The organism is Bradyrhizobium sp. MOS003, assembly GCF_003020125.1.
GTDB lineage: Bacteria > Pseudomonadota > Alphaproteobacteria > Rhizobiales > Xanthobacteraceae > Bradyrhizobium.
Genome location: NZ_PYFW01000009.1, coordinates 196,398 through 213,200 on the forward strand (window position 1 = coordinate 196,398; position 16,803 = coordinate 213,200).

Below are 16,803 nucleotides of genomic sequence, written 5' to 3' on the forward strand. Positions count from 1 at the left end.
GAAGCGAGTACTCGATGCGTGCCTGCCGGGGGGCGATGCTTTGGAATGTGCCGTGGACAGTCGTCAGCAATCTGCGCCGCAAGCTCGACGAAGCAGGATCCATGCTCTCGGTCGTCCGGGGCGTCGGATACCGCATGTGAGCGCTTGAGATCTCCCAACCGTCTGAGCCGTCAGATCATGGCTTTCGATGAGCGCCGTCGCGGTCATCGCGTCACCGTTGCTGTTCGTTGCTTTCATTGCCTCCTATGCGATCTACCTCACCTATTTTCCGGCTCTTTCGCCCGAGAAATCCTCTTTCCTGCCCGAGCCGCAGCGCCAGTGAATATCCACGAGAGCCGCTTTGATCTCAACGTCAGCTCTATTGAGCGATTTTTCCGAACTAGCATTAAATATTCCACTAGCTTTTATTGTGCTGAGGATCCAGATCTTCCAGAATTATACTACCCGATATTGTTGGGGACATTGTGATGGCAACCCCTGCCGTTCCCGCAATGCCTTTCGCGGGCTGTTTGCATTTTTATGCGGCGAAAGCTCATCACGACGACGAGCACGCTGCCGACAATTGTTTAGCGAAGCTGTTTGGATCGGCTGGAGATCTTCCTGATAGCTCGCTGGAGCAGTGGTCGGAAGGAGATGAAACCGGCCGCCGCATACTGGAGCCGTGCGTCCGCGAATACCGAACGGCAGCGCACGCTATGACCAGGCAAGCGGCTTTCTCCACGCGCTCCTCAGAGACATGGAGCAAAAAACGCACTGTCGTTACCGCCATTGACTCTATGCTGAGGAACCGAGCCACGTACGGTGAGTACCAGCCGAAGTCTTTCGCTGCAGGCCATAAGAGGGGCATCCCGAGCGGCCCTCCCATTTCCAACTATTACCCTGCAGCCATAGACAAGGCCACTTTTGATGCTGCGCAGGTGGCACGCCAACACTGTCGCACCGCGGGCGCAAAGGAAATGATCTCGCCAATATCTTCGGTGACCTATGCTCGTGTGCCTATTGCGGCAGCAAAGTCATCTTCCATCGCATTTCGAATGTGCAGGTTTTCGTGTGCGAGTAGGTCTTGAATCACAGCTCCTGCAGCCGCACCGCCTGGACCTATAGAGATTTCGAAATCACGGTTCTGGCATTCTTGGCTCACCCGGCATTACTCGCCCAAGCAAGCGACGAACTGAGAGCTGCGCTGCTCGACCTTATCGAGGAGATCAAGGGCCTAGCTTCAGATCCAGAGCGACGTTGCGCCAGAAGAGTAAACATCACAGTCCTTGTGAAGCGTATTGTCGCTAGGCTCGTCGTCCACAGCGCGGGGGATCTGACGCTGCCGAGACAACCTTCGGCGCAGATCCGCAAGGACATCGCGGGAAGATTTCTCGAGATTCAGCTGCAAGCAGGACCGTCTTACCCCTGCATCTCGGTAGCATGAGAAACTCGGAGACCTTTCCAAGTCTCATTGAGCGCCGAAGGCTTGGCGATGAGAGCCAGTGTGAAAGATGCGCGCCTGTGTCAGTTGCGGCCACCACGGCGGCGCACCGTCAGCTTCTCTTCCCGATAGAGCCGGAAGAGCTTTTTGTGGTTGATCAGATACTCCTCCCGCTTGAGCAGAACAAGCAGCCGCCGGTAGCCGAAGCGGCGGCGCTCCTGGGCAATCGCCCTCATGCGCTGGCGAAGGCTGGCATCGTCAGCCCGGGTCGTACGATATCTCTGGTCATGCGGCAGCAGCCGATGGCTTTACACCTAACGAACTTACCTATTCGAGGCCGCAACCGTTCTGCTGTACCAAACAAAGAAATGGTCTTGCCTCAAGGCCTGGGGGCATCAAGCTTGCAGAGCGGATTGGCTACCTTTGCCTTCCTCATGCCTCTGGGTCGACGGCACATCGTTCGATTGGAGCCACACGAAGGAGGCCTAACCCAATTTTTTAAGTTCCTGGTCCGGCCTGCCGGGCTGGCGATGTCCCGCTGGGACGATGGTCGTGGCGACCTCGGTCAATCGGCTGGTGCGGTTCGTCCGCACTCCGCGGCAAACGTTGAGGCGCCCGATCCGGACATCATCATGAAGCGCGTCTCGCGACCTCGGAAAGGACCATGACCCCAGCTACGACATCAACTAAACTACGCCGAAGCCGCCAACGACATCGATTACTTGCAAACGGCGGGGGAAATTCGGCCCGAGAGTCTCAGCTCATCACACCAAAGCAAAACTCCGCAGCTCGTCAACAGACACTGCGGCGTTAGTATTCCGCGGGGAACGAACCCCTACCTCTGCTTACGAAGGCGGTGCTACCCCAGTCGAGGGACCGATAAGCCGTCAAAATGGGCGAATCATTCCCAGCTTTCAAGGCTTGGTGAGTTTGCTACCTAATGCCGCAAGTCCGGGAGTCTAGCGATACCGGCAGGATCGCCGCCAGCCGCGCTAAGGTGAGTTTGCCATCTAATGCTGAGGCGAAGTAGTCGCCCGATAATTCCTTCAATGTGACAAGCTGTTCAAGGGCAGAGCGATCTGCACTTGCACGCCCTCAATATGCCAAGTGGTAGCAATCGTGCCTCCCTGGCGCGTAATCGTATTGGTCACGAGCGAAGTTCCTAAGCCAGAGGGTGCGGGTTCTGAGGTGATTGCCGGGCCGCCGGTCTCCCTCCAAAGGAGCTTGAGACGTTCGTCTTCGATTGACCAATCTATCGTTACCGAGCCTCCCTCGGTGCTGAGCGCTCCGTATTTGGCGGCATTCGTCGCCATTTCATGGAAGACGAGCGCGATAGCGTTCGTCGCGTGCTCGCCAACCGAAACCGCGGGTCCATTGAGGGTGGCCTCCGCATGGGCGTAGGGCCTCATGACGGCTGTTATGATCTCCCGCAGGTCGGATGCGTTCGATGACCGTCCGGTCGGGCTGAACGTCCGCCGGATCAGCGCGTTCGCATCAGCCAGGGCATGTAGGCGCCCGGAGAGCGTTTCCGCCATCTGTTCCTTGGTCGCCGATCTTCTTGCGCTCAGCCGGATCATACTGTCGGCGATGGCGAAGAGGTTCTTTACCCTGTGCCCCATCTCGCGGGTGAGGATCTCCTGCTCCTCCAGAGCGGTTCTGAGCCGCTCCTCCTTCTGCCGGACCTCCCACGCTATTCCAGCGAACTCGGCCAGCTCCTGCATCGTGCTAACATGCCCGGCATGGAAGTGCTCCACGCTCTCAGAAACCACCCAGAGCGTGCCCAAGGGCTCAGCGGCTCCTGCGAAGAGAGGGACCAGCAGACACTCCGGGAGGGAAACGCGCGCATCGACCAGCCAGCTGTAGACTCGTTCCGGCTTCTGAACCAATACGGGCTTCGCATGGTCGAGAGTGATACCGCACGGACTGTAATTCCGCGGCGTCGTCGCCCCGGTGAATTTCTCCAAGGTACCGCGAAGGTGATGCCATCGAAAGACTTCACCGGGCTTCTCGAAGATGCTGATACCGCCAGCTACGGCGTCACAAAGCTCTAGTGCGGAATCGACCAATACCGGAAGCACCTGGCCCGACCCTCCCGCCATCTGCCGAGCCAGGTCGCGCACTGCAAACTTCTCACGCGACGGATCAGTTCGACCTGCGGGCCGCCTCGCAAGCTCCTCGGTAATGTAGACCGCGGCTACACTGTCTGGGATTGTCACTTGCGGACCTGATCAAGGGCAATGAACAACGGCTGGTCGGCACCAACCATACTATTCCTAGCCTATCCGCTCCCCGGGGTCCTGAAAAGCGCCAGTCTCGGCAACGGCGTCGGTCACCGAATTGGTGCGGATTCGCTCGCGCGGGTGCTCTAGGACTCCGTCTCTAATGTGCTCGAGATGACTCTAATGCGCAGGTGTCGTCTCTCCTCCCGGGGCGCAGAACAGGCTTCGGCGGTCGCGGCGGATCACTGGCGATTTACCCGTTGGCTGCCCCTTTCGGTCGGCAGCGACTGTTGATCAAGATTCGCATTGCACACGCTCCAACATTCAACATGTCTGAATTCCCAAGGCGGCGAAAAACCAGGTTAGAATAGGACTTTCTCTTAAGGGGCAACTCATGTTCGACACCGCAACCACCGCGCTTTTGCGCGCGATTTTCGATGAAGTCTGTAGGCGTCTTGCACCGCGAGATGGGGGCCCGTACCCACGTCGCATCGAAAATTTTGGAAGCTGCGACTAGTGGCGAAGTCTCGCCCGAGGGCCTTAGGCAGATTGGCCGGGACGCCCTCTCGCACGCGCCGACGATGTGGCGCTGATCGCAGGTGCTGGTGTGAAACTCCAGGTCACTGTTTTGAAGATCTTGGCGCGATACCCGACGGGTTTGCCGTGATGGAAGACCTCAAGCGTGACATGGCTATCCTAGCGACGAGTGGCCCCGACTGGGCGGACCGGACCCAGCGCCTCGCCGCCAAGGTGCCGGACCTCGACATCTTTTCACAAGGACTTGTCGAGCGCATAAGCGGAGGATGGAAGATCACCGCCAGACTGATGGAAGCCCGATCGGCGGCCTTCGGGGCGATCCAGGTGCCTTCACCGGAGACGCTCGTGACCTTCACCGGAGCCTGTTGCTCCGCTGCGGGTAGGTTTCCATGCCCGTAGTAGAGAGTGTCATTGCCGCTCCACTCTCCCACGGTGTGTGGATGAACGTGTTGAAGGCCTTCAAGGCAAGGTAGAGGAGGCCGGGGCTTGGGCCCCAAAGCGTGCTTTTCCGCAACCTTCAGATAGCCAAAAATTAGATGATGCCGGTCGCGGCCATTCTCGTCCGAAAACAGGCCGAAGAACAGGAATATGTCGCCTACGCCAAAAATTGTGATTCTCCAAGTGCGACTGGGCGGCAGCGATTGACCAAATGCGCACCGCCTGTCCTGAAACATCGGGTCGCGGTGGCATAAAGCGACTGATATGCGACACGTCGGCTGACTGTGTGGTCGCTATTGTCCCTGTGTTCGCCCAAGCGCAAGAGATCAAAGTTACGCTCTTAGGCACAGGATGCCCTCCACCTGTTATGAACCGGTTCCGCCCGAGCATCCTCGTCGAAGCGAGTGGGCAGAAGTTCATTTTCGACGCCGGCCGCGGTGCTCTTCAGCGGCTGACTCAGATCAACGCGTTTCGATATGACATCCGTATTCGACTATACGACGACCGAACGGCGCAAGACGGTGTGGTCATTCTCGCCAAGGACATCAGCGAGGGACTTGTTTATGAAAACAATGGGTAAGATCACCGCCTTCGAGGTAGATTACAAGCCGGCGTTTGGCTATCGCGTCGATTATTTCGGTCGCTCGGTTGTCCTCTCCGGAGACACCCGTCGGTCTCAGAACCTCATCCGACATGCCCAAAATGTTGACCTGTTGATTCACGAGGTTGCTTCGCTTAAGACATTTCAGCGGATCGGAATCCCGCCAGAACGAACCCCGAGCATTATCGCCCATCGCCCATCGACGGGCGGAGGACGTCGAACGATTATGCGAAGCTTGGCGAATAGCTGGCGTTCCGGAATGACGGCTTCTGACCCAAGTTGCGGTTAAAAATTGTCTGCTATTCCGCCGCTGTCGGGAGACAACCGGACACTGGTGCACAGGCGGTAAATGACGCGATTGACCCGAATGTATGGTCCGGCCGTGCGTTGCAAGTGGTTTCGTCGAGCTGGCGGTGAGCGGTCTTGCATCAATGTATCCGGCCGTTGATTGGAGCATTTGCTCCGGGCCATCATGGATATCAGCGCGCGTGCGTTCTCGTTAGCGGACAGGCCTCGATTGGACCATTTGGGTCACCAGTGTTCGCATGCGCCGGGAAGACCGAAACTCCATCTCGTCTCATCCTCTCGCAGACCTCGGCTAGAATTTGTTGATAGGGGCTACGTCATCGCTTGCGCCTCACATCGCTCAGTTCCTTTGTTCGAGCCAAGGGCCGTTCCTTCGTCCCGGCCCGCAGAACGTCGATCGCGTCGCGCGCAGGGGCGGTCAAGGCCAGCCGTCGCGCTTGGCTTGCCGCTGGCTCCGGCGTTGCCAGGCTGCGCCTTGACCGCGCCGAGCACGGCGCGAGGCTCAAGCGGGTCGGACGCCTGCATCGTCGGTCCTCGTCAGCTCGAAGGCGCGTCCTTTGGCCAGCACCGCCCAGGCGATGCGGGCAAGCTTGTTGGCGAGCGCGATCGCGAGCACGTTGTGGTGCAACCGCCTTTTGGCGGCTTCGATCCAGGATTTGAGCCCGTAGCGTTCCCAGTTCTTCATCCTGACCAGCACAACCCATGCCGCCTGCACGAACAGAACGCGGAGGTAGCGATTGCCGCGCCTCGAGATTTTGCCGAGGATCGTGCGGTCTCCCGTCGAGATCTGCTTGGGCACCAGTCCGAGCCAGGCGCCGAAGTCGCGGCCTTTGGAGAATACGTCTCCAGTGCCGATCGCGGCCACCATGGCGCTCGAAATGACCGGCCCGATGCCAGGCACCGTCATCAGGCGCGAGCATGCCTGATCTTGACGGGCCAGTGCTTCGATCTCGCCGGAGAGGCCATCGATTCGCTGATCCAGCCGGCGCCAGTCGCCTGCCAACTCCTCGATGACACGCAACATGCGTGGCGACAGGGCCTCGGTGCGCGTCGCAAGGATGGTGGGCAGTTCCGTGCGCAAGAAGCCGATACCCTGGCGCACGGCGATCCCGCGTTCCAGCATGAAGGCGCGAATCTGGTTGATGATGCCGGTGCGTTGCGACACCAGCCGCTCGCGCACCCGGTGCAGCGCCTGCAGATCCAGTTGCTCCGCGGTTTTGGTCGCCACGAACTTCATCGTCGGGCGCTGCACGGCTTCGGCATCATTGAAGTCGTTCTTCTGTCCCTTGCCCTTGCTAATGATCTTCTTGGTCGCCTTGGGCGTCATGACGAGGGCCCATTTGAACAGACAAGCCGACCACGTTTTGCCTCTCTCGTGTCCGGAGGCATGGGCATGCCCATGCTCTATCCCGCGTCGGACTCCTGTCGCAGGCCGTCGAACCTCGGTTCCTTGCCGCAGCTCCGGCAGGCCGATGTTCTCCCGCTGCTGGCGACTGACTAGCAGCAATGCATTCCGCCCTTTTTGACCTACGACGCGCGACAAATTCATCCATTGCCGTCTACCGATATGGAATTTTCCGCGCGCGCTTGTGGCGACGCCAGCACGATTCAACCAAACTGATCCCGACGAGTGTGTAGCAATGTTCAACACCATCCCTGCCGTGATAGCTTTCCCGGGTTCTCGCTACACCGTTGTCCGGAGTGAACATGAGCTACGTCGTCTCGCTGCATTCAGGCTTCGCTCGTTTGATCGACCAGGCACGCGGATGGTTCCAGCGCTCGCTGCGGGCGCGGCCAGGCGGCCCGGACAACGCCCAGGATGATCTCTACGAGATCTTCCTGTTCGGGCCTCACGGCTGACGCCAGACAACGCGTCCAAATTTCCATCACATCGAGGTTTTCGACATGACCGACGCTGCGTTGCAGCTCGCCGAGACTGGCCGCCGTCTCGACGCCATCGACCGCAAAATCCTGGCGGTCCTCCAGGAGGACGCTTCGCTCTCAGTTGCAGAAATCGGCGACCGAGTAGGCCTGTCTTCGACACCCTGCTGGAAGCGCATCCAGAGGCTGGAAGCCGACGGCGTGATCCTGAGACGGGTAGCTCTGGTCGACCAGAACAAGATCGGGCTTGGCCTTTCGGTGTTCGTCTCCGTCGAGAGCTCCGACCATTCGGATGCCTGGCTGAAGCGCTTCGCCGGCGCCGTCCGCGCCATGCCCGAGGTGATGGAATTCTACCGGATGGCCGGCGACATCGACTACATGCTGCGCGTCGTGATTCCGGACATGCAGAGCTACGACGTGTTCTACAAGAAGCTGATCCACGCCGTGCCGCTCAAGAACGTCACCTCGCGCTTTGCGATGGAGAAGACCAAGTCGATCACGGCACTGCCGATTCCGGCGGTTCCGACAACTTACTAAGGTCGCGCGCGTGTGTGTGCCGCACGATATTCGCCGACAAAAATGAAAATAATTGCACCGCTCTGGCTTCTAAACACTCCGGACGGTCCTGGTCGGACCTTCGATCACCAGAGACCAGAGCAGCGCATGCAGGTCGTCCTTGAACGGCTTGGCAAGGCCGGCTGCAATAGCCCATTCAGCTTGCGCACGAGATCGGCCCAAGCCCTCATAAACTACGATAGAACCACCTCTGTGGACGCCTCCGGCCTCGCTGCTGGTCGCCTTCGTTGCATCATGCAACGACGTTTACCTCGTGAAGGCCCCCCCCCCGACAGCTCACAGGAATAAGGTCGTCTTAACCATAACTATGGCAGGAGCGTTCGCGAAAGTTGCATCCTGAACGGCGCCACCCCATATCTACGGCAACCTTCGCAATTGGTCGCGAGGGAGGCCTTCGAAAGACGTACGAAGGCGGCCGCCGCCGGTGTTGGAAGCACCAAACGACGGCCTGACCACAACCGACTTCTGAGGAGTCAGCTATGGCTAAGAGCCAGTATAGCGCCGATTCGGCGTCCCCGCCCCACTCCCCCTCGCCGTCTCACAACAACAAGGTGGGCGCCTTCAAGATCGCCTACTTTCCGGCTCCGTACCCCAAGGACACCTTGTCCATGCCCACGACCTTCGTGCTGGCGGGCATCTCCTACTTCGGCGAGAACGTCGATCTCCGGCGCCGGATTCCGGAGCATCACTCCCTCCGTCGAAAGGCCGGCCACTCCACTGCCCCCTCTTCCATCGACTAGACCGGATCTCGAAGCCGACGTAGGCGGCGCGTCCTTGCGCGGCCCAGCGGACGGTCTGAGGTAACGGTTTCGCGCGAAAGCGAGCACGCATGCTGCGTGCTCAGCCCTCGCGCCGACCCAAGCCATGGCGGCGATGCTCACCGCCCGCAGCGCGGGCGAAGCCAACGCATCCGAGATCAAGTCCCTGCAACGTCGTCGTCGCGATCTCTCACCAACAGGAGAGAGACCACCCATGACCGTGCTTTCCGACAACCCGACGCCGCTGGCTCGGACCATTACGATCTACCGCCCGGCGGGCGGCACCGAGGGCTACCGCGAGGTTCACGACAAGACCTCGTCCATCACCGTGTCCTGCTTCCCCTGGAAGACGGCGCGGGATGTGCGGATGCCTCCGGTGCCTGCCTGCTACATCCTTGCCGATCACGGCTCCGTCTACATTGGCGAGACCAGTGACGTCCATAGCAGGCTGGCTGCCCATATCCGCGACAGCGACAAGAACTTCGCGCGTGAGGCCTATGTCGTCACGGGCGTCGGCAGCGAGGGGAACGGACGGTTCAATTCGACCGCCGCCGTCTACTTCCAGTATCACCTGACCCATCTCGCCTTGCAGGCAAATCTGGTCGACGTGATTAAGGGCACCAACCCGCAGCTTCCGGAGGCTGATGAGCATGAGAGCGCCTCGCTCGACGTGTTCCTTCAGCAGAGCCAGTCGCTGCTCTTCGATGCCGGTTGCCGTGCGTTCAAGTCCAACTTCGCGAGCCAGCGTCGCTCTGGCTCCGCAACCGTCGACACGGCGGGCCCGGCCGGTACCATGGAGATCGACGTCATCGGCGTCGCTCCCATCAGCGGGCAGCTCGAACTCTCCTACACCGGCCTGTGGGCGCGTGGATATGAAAGCCAGCGGGGCTTTGTGGTCCTGGCCGGCTCGGAGGTCCGTACCGACATCAATCCGACCGCCTGGGATTGGATCGACGAGGACCGCAGCAAGCTGCGGGCCGCCGGAGCGCTGATGGCCATTCCGGGTCTTGCGGACCGGGAACGCCTCTGCGTGGCCGTGCAGTTCGACTCTGCGTCGTCGGCGGCCAAGGTCGTCACCGGCTCGCGCGATGCCTACCGGTGGGTCGCGCCCCGCCTCTCGCAGCCGATGCTGAGCGTGGCGTAGGAGCAGTCAGATGGCAGACATCACAGAGCAGCCGGAGTGCCAGCTCCGGCTCGAAACGGCCCCCAAGAACAGCAACATCGTGAACACCTGCCATGGCGAGCTTCCCCCAGCCAGCAATCCGGCTAGGTCAAGGAGGTCGGTCCGCTGGCCCTTCGTGGCCGACAACTACCCGCCGCTGGCGTGGTGGCGACGGTTGCCGCCGCAAGCGTTCGGCGACACCGAGCGCCTGCTGTTGGTCAGCACCATCAGGGGGATCGCCGTGCTCCGTGGTGGCGACGATCTCGTGGCCGCAATGCGCGGCGACGCCACCGCGGCGATCGACGCCGCCTTGGGGTTGATGCCGGTCGAGGAGATCACGACGCCCGTTGACATCACGATGACGGCGCTCATGTGCATCGCGTTGGAGGGCAACGCCGCGCCGGCGTTGGTGTTGGCGCAAATCATCGGCCTCATCGACGTCGGGCACCAGCATACGAGCGACCTCGCAGCCGCCTGGCTCGCCTTCGGCGAGCGGCACTCCGACGAGCCGGACAAGTTCGGTGAAGCAGGGGTCATCTTGCTGTCTGCGTTCGAACAGTACCTGAACAAGGGCGACGCATGAGCAAGAAGCCCAAATCGATCAAGACTACCGACGCCGCGGCGCCCTCCAAGACGGAGCCGAACGAGAGCGCTTCCATCGATGGTGTCGTGGACGACGTCATCGATCTGCCGATCGTCGACGACGGCATCATCCTGACCGGGGCCGCGGCCGACGCTACCGACCTCGACGAGAGGCTTAAGGACCTGCCCCGCATCTTGCGGGTTGCGCTCCTCATCAACCATGGGAACAGGGACGTGCATGATCGTCTCGTCGCCGACGTCGAGGCGCTGCATCCTGGCTTGCCCCTGACAGCAGTGTTCGCGATCACTGACGATCCAGCCACTGCGCTGGCCTTGGCCAAGGAGCTCGACCGGTGTGCCGTCGTCGACGACACTCCCGAACTCAGACACCTCGCCGACTGCGTTCGCTTACTCAACCTTCCGATGCAAAAGGATCTGGCCAGCTCTGATGACTATCGGCGCGTCACGCAGACGTTGATGAACGCCCTCGGCAGGTTGCCGGACGACATCGATGTGAAGCTTGCCGCCGAAATTGAGAGCTTCTGCATCGGCTGGGCCATGATCCCTGCTCTGCGGCATCGTCTAGGTCGCTACCAGCGATCTGGTCTGGTTGCTGCAAACCATGCAAGCACCCTTGGCGATCACACTGCACCCCACCGGGTTGCAGCCGCCGAGGAAGCCATGCGGGCCAGGCTGGAAGCGCGAGCTGCCAACCAAAGGGACGAAGATGAAGATGCAGACGTCGACGATCAGTCAGCACCACAAGCGCCTGCCCCTCCCTCGCCGGCGTCTGGACAGCATCACCGCTTGATCGTGCAGCTGAACAAGACGGAGATGAAGAGCACCAGGCTCAAGGAATTGCTCCCTCAGTTCGAAAACGTCATCAACAAGGCTCTGCCCCTAGTCGTGCCGCCGCCTCTCGAAGAGGTCCGCAAGACTCTCCTGTTCGAATTTCCATATGCTCGGAACGTCATCGACAGCGTGCTCTCCAATCTCATCGGCCGATCGACCGTCCTGGTACGCCCAACTATTATCTGGGGCCGGCCCGGCGGTGGTAAGTCCCTGATCGCACGCCGTATAGCTGAATGTCTGTCCATATCGTGCTGGCGCACGGACTGTTCACGATCTGACGCGGCCTTCGGGGGAACCGACCGCCGCTGGAGTTCTGCAGAACCTTGCCATCCCCTCCTCGCCATCGCTCGCGCCGGCCACGCCAATCCGATGGTGTTGCTGGATGAGCTGGAAAAGGCCGGCAACATGGGCGGAGGCAATCGTATCGACGGCATCGGTCGGCTCTGGGATTGCTTGCTCGGGATGCTGGAGACCGAGACAAGTTTCCGGCACCCTGATCCATTCTTCCAAAAAAATGTCGACCTTTCCCAAATCAGTTACTTGGCCACCGCCAATAGTGTGGCGGCTCTGCCCCGCCCTTTGCTCGACCGCTTCCGCGTCGTCGAGTTGGCTCTCCCATCGCGCGACCATCTCGACGCCTTGTTGCCGGCCGTCCTCGCTGACCTCGCCCGCGACCGCGGTCTCGACGCCAGTTGGATCGCCCCCCTCGACGGCGACGAGCACGCTGCCGTCGCATCCGCTTGGCGCGGTGGTTCGGTCCGCAGTCTGCGCCGGCTCGTCGAGGTCATCCTGCACGATCGCGACGCCAATGCGATCCGGAACTGATCGAGGCTGCGCCATGTACAAGCGATCAAACACCCCGTTCGGCCTGCCCTGGAAGCAACCGACGAATCCTCTAGTCAAGGCCATACTCGCAGTGCCCGACTCGCAGGAGGTTGCTCTGCCCACGGATGCCGATACGACGGAGACGATGGCGCACACACTCGAGGCCACCGGTAACTACAAGATCCTGCGCCGCCTAGTTCCACGGACTCCTGCGCCTCGGCCCGCGACCGACCGAATCGGATTGATCATCGACCTCGAAACGACGGGCCTCGACACCACGCGCAATGAGGTCATCGAGATTGCCGCCATCAAGTTCGGCTACGCCGACGACCGGATCACCTCTATCATTGACACCTTCCAGGCATTCCAACAGCCGTCAGCACCGATCGGGCCCACCATCACCGCCCTGACCGGCATCACGGACGAGATGGTCGAAGGCCACCAAATCGATGGCGCAGCGCTCCAGCAATTCGTGGCGGACGCGCACATCGTGATTGCTCACAATGCCGCCTTCGACCGCAAAGTCGCCGAACGGCACTGGCCGCTCTTTGCAAACTGTCACTGGGCCTGTTCGGCGACCGGGATCGACTGGAAGGCTCATGGCCTCAGCGGCGCCCGCCTCGCCTACCTGCTTGCGGAATGTGACCTGTTTCACGATGCGCATCGTGCACTGGATGACTGTCACGCAGTCCTTGAGATTTTGGCACTTGATCTTCCCGGCACCAAGCAATCCGGGATGACTGCCCTGCTCGATCGCGCCCGGCGCCCGCAGCACCGCATCTGGGCTGACGGCGCACCGTTCGCGCTGAAAGACACTCTCAAGCAGCGTGGCTATCGATGAAGTGACGGTACCGACGGCCGTCCCAAGTCCTGGTATGTGGACGTCGACGACACCGGCGTCGAACTCGACTTCCTTCGGAAGCAAGTTTTTCAGAAGGACGACATGGGCATCGTGTGCCGGGCAATCACGTCGCTCGACCGGTTTTCAATCCGGGTCTAGCAAGATTAATCTGTCTCACGTCATTGGCCCCCATGACACACCTTCGCTCTCGACATTCCGCCGGATTTCCAGCGTGACCTTCTGGCCCGCAGGTCGCGGACCCTCCAGCTCAACATCGATGCGACCCGGATGACGCAAGCGTCCTGCCTGTCGTGCTATTCACCAGGTGGAGCGACGTGCAGGCCGGGCAAGCAACCGGGACGTAGGTGTCGTCGGGTTTTCGGGATTCGAGCGCTTCTTCGTCCAGGCGAAGTTGGACGTTCATTCCCGTGCTCGGGCACTTGAACAATATCTGGCGCTGCATCCTTCGAGCATGCGCCTTTCCGCCCGTCGACGGAATTGCGGACCACTACCTAAGGGCCTTTGCGGAAATTGCGATGGATCAAAGCGACGCGCGGAAGGGCGGCTAGGATTGACGACATCGGGCGTCTAGGCGCCGATGCGTGGCGAGACGGAGCCCGGACTCCTAGGCACTCCGGGTCCCGTCTCTCTCAGCCGCTGTCGGCGAGCGCGCCAACGAGCCGGCTTTGAGAGCGGCTCCGCCTGCAAGTTCTCAGGAACGAGCCCTTGGCGCTGCGGATTGGGCTGCTCGACCCCGGTTAAGTTGTGATTGCAACAGGTTCAGCCAGAGCACCATCATGCGAGCAGATCTCCATCCTGACGACCTGAGACGGTTGGTGAGCCATGCGCTCGAGACCACCCGCGCCACCGCGGTCTGCCCGTTCCACGATGAAGTCGTCATTCGCGTCGGCGACGACGCGGCCAAGAGCCACGCCTTGGAGCGGGCAAAACGAATTCCTAAAAGCAACGGCTCGAGTTGGGATGGGCAAACTCTCAAGGACGAGATCGGACGCCAGCTTGGCGCTGCCGCGGATGGCCGTTGTCCGAAGTGTGATGCCGCCCAGGATACTAGCGCCTAGCAGTCCGCAGAACTCCCCTCGGAACCGGCCAGAGCCGGACGGCTCAAGGTGATGACCCCGACCTTGCTGCCGGCCCTCGAGCAATATGGCCGATTGCGACTTGGCCAGGCGGATCGTGACTGTGTTCTCTCGATCAGCTCCGCAACCATCGACCTCCTGCTCGTGGACGTGAAGGTCGCGGCGAGCGGTGGCAGGCGACGCCGTGCCGGATTTTATTCGGCAATCCGGCGCGAGTTCCCGATCCGCACGTTCAATGATTGGAACAGCCCGCCGCCTGGCTTCTGCGAGGTCGACATGGTCGCCCATGGCGGAACGTCGGTGGCTGGCTCGTTCATCCAGACTTTGACGATGGTCGATGTCGCCACGGGCTGGACGGAGTGTCTGCCGTTGGTGACGCGGGAAGGTTCGCTGGTCGTCGAGGCGATCAACCGCGCACAGAGCCTGTTCCGCTGGCTGTTGCGCGGCGTCGACTTCGACAGCGCCTTCATGAACGATGTCGTAGTGCCATGGTGTCGCGAACAGAAGCTCGAAGTCACACGCTCGCGCGCCTACAAGAAGAACGACCAGGCGTTCGTCGAGCAGAAGAATGGTGCCGTCGTCCGCCGCCTCATGGGTTATGGCCGCTTCGATGGCGTCGAGACGGCGCGCGTGATGGGTCGCCTCTATGCGGCGGCAAGGCTCTACGTCAACTTCTTCCAGCCGTCATTCAAGCTGAAGGAGAAGCGCCGCGAAGGGGCTAAAAGTGATCAAGCGCTGTCATGTCCCATCAACACCCTATGAGCGTGCATTGGCGCATCCCAAGGTGACCGCAGCCGTAAAGAAGCGGCTGCGCGATCAGTATCGCTCGCTCGATCCGGTCGGGCTGTTGGCCGAGATTCGCGCGACCTAGGACGAACTCGGCAATCGCGTCGATCGTCGTGCCGGACAAGTGCGCGGCCTGCAAGCCGCCAGCACGGTGGTCGTGGTGACCTCGGTCAATCGGCTGGTGGCGGCTCGTTCGCACGCCGTTGCAAACGATGAGGCACCCGATCCGGACATCATCATGAGGCGCTTGCGACCTCGGAAAGGACCATGACCCCAGCGACGGGCAGCGGATCGTTGAGATAATCGACCAATACTACCGAGCTGGCTATCGATCTACTAGCCGCGCTCGCCCCGTTTCCGCAACCCCGACCCGCTCCAACGGGTCGAGCGCTACCGTCTTGCCGAATGGCTTCAAAAAGGGAGTTGACATCAATCCGCAATTAAAGGGCCGATTGACAAACATCATGCTCCTAGCGCGCTGCGAAGCAGGGGCGCTTGCTCATTTCGAACGGCTCGGTATCGTCGGTCGCGGCCGATTTGTTGCCGGCAATTTCTTCGAAGCAATTCCCAGAGGCGCCGACACGATCCTCATGAAGAGCATCCTCCACAATTGGCAAGACGATCGTTGCGAGATCATTCTTCGCAATTGTAGAGACGCATTGCCCGCCAGCCGAACCTTGATTCTGATCGAACGGATCATGCCGGAGCGCACCACAGCCGCAATGGAGGACCGATCTTGCGCCATAAGCGACCTCAATATGCTGCGGGGACCTGGCGGCCGCGAGCGCACGGAAGCCGAGTATTGCAAACTCGCCGCATCGGCCGGCTTTACCTTATTCGGGACGAAGGACATGGGCATATTCAGTCTCATTCAATTCAGAAGGAGCGAGAACTAGACGAGACTTCCCCTTGTCATGATGCCGCTGGGGGTCAGCGGATACGACAGCCGGGCTGCTGTGGATTTCCGCTTAGGGTCATAACCGCCCCTCGGAGTGCCGGCCGGCTGCTTCCGGTCTACCCCTATGAGCCGACACCCGGGACGCTGCCTAGACTTCGCGTTCGGGCCACGAGCGGAAGTGGCAATGCCGTGCGAGGGGCCACCAAACTAGCGGCTCTCAAAGGGACAACTGTCTCTCGCCTTGTCGGTCTCAAGGACTGAACACACCGCCTCCGCGCCGCGAGTTGATCGGGGTTATGAGTACAAGCACTAGTCCAGCTGCGGCTGCAAACAGGCGAGGCGCCGACCTTCGCACCAAAGGTGCCTCGGGTTGTTCGTCCACCATCGCAGAGCCCTTTCCTTTGCTATGACCTAATTGCCGAACTCGTCGAGCACGTGCCTGATGGATCATTATGATACTTGGCTTGCCGAACGGCTTGGTGCGTATGTCAAATGAACTGACATAGATTGGGATTGCCGATTTTTCCCGACGCTAGTCAGATTCATGTTGGCAGAAGCGAGTCAACTTGGCATGCTCCTGAGGACCGGGGCTGGCGTTCATCTCGCATCTATTTACACCCGGGTTCTGAAGCAACGGCAACGCTGCGGCAGGGGGTTTTAGTACGTGTTATTTAGATCAGCCTAATGAACTCCTGAGGCCGCCCTTTAGGTGGCCTCTTCGTTGGGAATTCAATTCTGCGGGGACATAGCAATGGCAAAACCAGCCGTTTCCCGTGATGCTTTCCGTGGACTATTCGCCTTCTACGCGGCGAAAGCTCATCACGATCACAAAGCCGGAGCCGAGGAATGCCTTTTGAGGTTGTTCGGGTCTGCGGAATATATTCCTGATCGCCTGCTGCAGCAATGGTCCGAAAAAGCGGACCTACTCGGTCCAGAAACGGTAGGCAGTGTAGTGGAGCCGCGGGCCCGTGAAATCGCGAGCGGCGGCGCGCGGTACGACCATGCGAGTGATTTTCTCCACTCG

At 60.5% G+C, this 16,803-nt stretch carries 17 protein-coding genes and 4 pseudogenes; 17 read left to right on the forward strand and 4 right to left on the reverse strand.

Going from position 1 to position 16,803, the window contains the following annotated elements:
• Positions 1 to 187 precede the first annotated feature (187 nt).
• The 3 genes from C7G42_RS36185 (at position 188) to C7G42_RS35970 (ending at position 1,423) form a co-directional block, all read left to right on the forward strand.
• Positions 188 to 322 carry a hypothetical protein gene (locus C7G42_RS36185; protein ID WP_283809869.1) on the forward strand — a complete coding sequence of 45 codons (135 nt, stop codon included), beginning with the start codon at positions 188 to 190 and terminating at the stop codon, positions 320 to 322.
• Positions 323 to 695: 373 nt separating this feature from the next.
• Positions 696 to 1,067, forward strand: a complete 372-nt coding sequence (locus tag C7G42_RS36270) for a recombinase family protein (RefSeq protein ID WP_349627540.1) — start codon at positions 696 to 698, stop codon at positions 1,065 to 1,067.
• Positions 1,064 to 1,423: a hypothetical protein gene (locus C7G42_RS35970; RefSeq protein WP_245428053.1), complete on the forward strand. Its 360-nt coding sequence runs from the start codon at positions 1,064 to 1,066 to the stop codon at positions 1,421 to 1,423. The genes C7G42_RS36270 and C7G42_RS35970 overlap by 4 nt, the downstream gene beginning before the upstream one ends.
• Before the next feature lie 86 nt (positions 1,424 to 1,509).
• On the opposite strand, the pseudogene C7G42_RS29565 reads toward C7G42_RS35970, so the two are convergent.
• Together C7G42_RS29565 and C7G42_RS29570 are read right to left on the reverse strand one after the other, a co-directional pair.
• Positions 1,510 to 1,733, reverse strand: a pseudogene (locus C7G42_RS29565) (IS3 family transposase); the annotation flags it as partial.
• Between the two features lie 733 nt (positions 1,734 to 2,466).
• Positions 2,467 to 3,540: an HWE histidine kinase domain-containing protein gene (locus tag C7G42_RS29570; RefSeq protein ID WP_245428055.1), complete on the reverse strand. Its 1,074-nt coding sequence runs from the start codon at positions 3,538 to 3,540 to the stop codon at positions 2,467 to 2,469.
• Between the two features lie 493 nt (positions 3,541 to 4,033).
• Between C7G42_RS29570 and C7G42_RS35975 the strand changes: the two are divergent.
• A pseudogene (locus C7G42_RS35975) lies at positions 4,034 to 4,232 on the forward strand (hypothetical protein).
• 14 nt (positions 4,233 to 4,246) lie between these two features.
• A pseudogene (locus C7G42_RS36365) lies at positions 4,247 to 4,575 on the forward strand (hypothetical protein).
• Here the strand turns inward: C7G42_RS36365 and C7G42_RS36370 are convergent.
• Positions 4,536 to 4,850 (reverse strand): annotated as a pseudogene (locus tag C7G42_RS36370) (Nmad3 family putative nucleotide modification protein); the annotation flags it as partial. The pseudogenes C7G42_RS36365 and C7G42_RS36370 sit on opposite strands and share 40 nt — an antisense overlap.
• 131 nt (positions 4,851 to 4,981) lie before the next feature.
• Here C7G42_RS36370 and C7G42_RS29585 point away from each other — a divergent pair.
• On the forward strand, positions 4,982 to 5,194 hold the full coding sequence (locus C7G42_RS29585) for a hypothetical protein (protein WP_106952427.1): 213 nt from the start codon (positions 4,982 to 4,984) through the stop codon (positions 5,192 to 5,194).
• A gap of 829 nt (positions 5,195 to 6,023) precedes the next feature.
• On the opposite strand, the gene C7G42_RS29590 is transcribed toward C7G42_RS29585, so the two are convergent.
• The gene (locus tag C7G42_RS29590) at positions 6,024 to 7,175 is read right to left on the reverse strand and encodes an IS110 family RNA-guided transposase (protein WP_349627539.1); all 1,152 of its coding nucleotides are present in this window, start codon (positions 7,173 to 7,175) and stop codon (positions 6,024 to 6,026) included.
• 53 nt (positions 7,176 to 7,228) lie between these two features.
• Between C7G42_RS29590 and C7G42_RS35115 the strand changes: the two genes are divergently transcribed.
• From C7G42_RS35115 to C7G42_RS29645, 11 genes are all read left to right on the forward strand, one after another.
• On the forward strand, positions 7,229 to 7,381 hold the full coding sequence (locus C7G42_RS35115; protein WP_158537645.1) for a hypothetical protein: 153 nt from the start codon (positions 7,229 to 7,231) through the stop codon (positions 7,379 to 7,381).
• Positions 7,382 to 7,426: 45 nt separating this feature from the next.
• The gene (locus C7G42_RS29595; RefSeq protein WP_106952428.1) at positions 7,427 to 7,939 is read left to right on the forward strand and encodes an Lrp/AsnC family transcriptional regulator; all 513 of its coding nucleotides are present in this window, start codon (positions 7,427 to 7,429) and stop codon (positions 7,937 to 7,939) included.
• A 518-nt stretch (positions 7,940 to 8,457) separates the two neighbouring features.
• Positions 8,458 to 8,718: a hypothetical protein gene (locus tag C7G42_RS29600; protein WP_106952429.1), complete on the forward strand. Its 261-nt coding sequence runs from the start codon at positions 8,458 to 8,460 to the stop codon at positions 8,716 to 8,718.
• 124 nt (positions 8,719 to 8,842) lie between these two features.
• Complete coding sequence (locus tag C7G42_RS29605) at positions 8,843 to 9,880, forward strand: DUF4357 domain-containing protein (RefSeq protein ID WP_147250304.1); 1,038 nt, start codon at positions 8,843 to 8,845, stop codon at positions 9,878 to 9,880.
• 10 nt (positions 9,881 to 9,890) lie between these two features.
• A complete protein-coding gene (locus C7G42_RS29610; protein ID WP_147250305.1) occupies positions 9,891 to 10,481 on the forward strand; it encodes a hypothetical protein in 591 nt (196 codons plus the stop codon).
• Complete coding sequence (locus C7G42_RS35525; protein ID WP_199581208.1) at positions 10,478 to 12,157, forward strand: AAA family ATPase; 1,680 nt, start codon at positions 10,478 to 10,480, stop codon at positions 12,155 to 12,157. Before C7G42_RS29610 ends, C7G42_RS35525 begins: the two co-directional genes overlap by 4 nt.
• Positions 12,158 to 12,170: 13 nt before the next feature.
• A complete protein-coding gene (locus tag C7G42_RS29620) occupies positions 12,171 to 12,998 on the forward strand; it encodes a 3'-5' exonuclease (protein ID WP_245428057.1) in 828 nt (275 codons plus the stop codon).
• Positions 12,999 to 13,834: 836 nt separating this feature from the next.
• Positions 13,835 to 14,077, forward strand: a complete 243-nt coding sequence (locus tag C7G42_RS29630; RefSeq protein WP_245428059.1) for a hypothetical protein — start codon at positions 13,835 to 13,837, stop codon at positions 14,075 to 14,077.
• A 51-nt stretch (positions 14,078 to 14,128) separates the two neighbouring features.
• On the forward strand, positions 14,129 to 14,857 hold the full coding sequence (locus C7G42_RS35530; protein ID WP_106952434.1) for a DDE-type integrase/transposase/recombinase: 729 nt from the start codon (positions 14,129 to 14,131) through the stop codon (positions 14,855 to 14,857).
• 422 nt (positions 14,858 to 15,279) lie between these two features.
• Positions 15,280 to 15,777, forward strand: a complete 498-nt coding sequence (locus tag C7G42_RS29640; protein ID WP_245428061.1) for a methyltransferase — start codon at positions 15,280 to 15,282, stop codon at positions 15,775 to 15,777.
• 753 nt (positions 15,778 to 16,530) lie between these two features.
• Positions 16,531 to 16,803 (forward strand): hypothetical protein (locus C7G42_RS29645; RefSeq protein ID WP_106952453.1); only part of this gene is annotated, 273 nt, incomplete at its 3' end.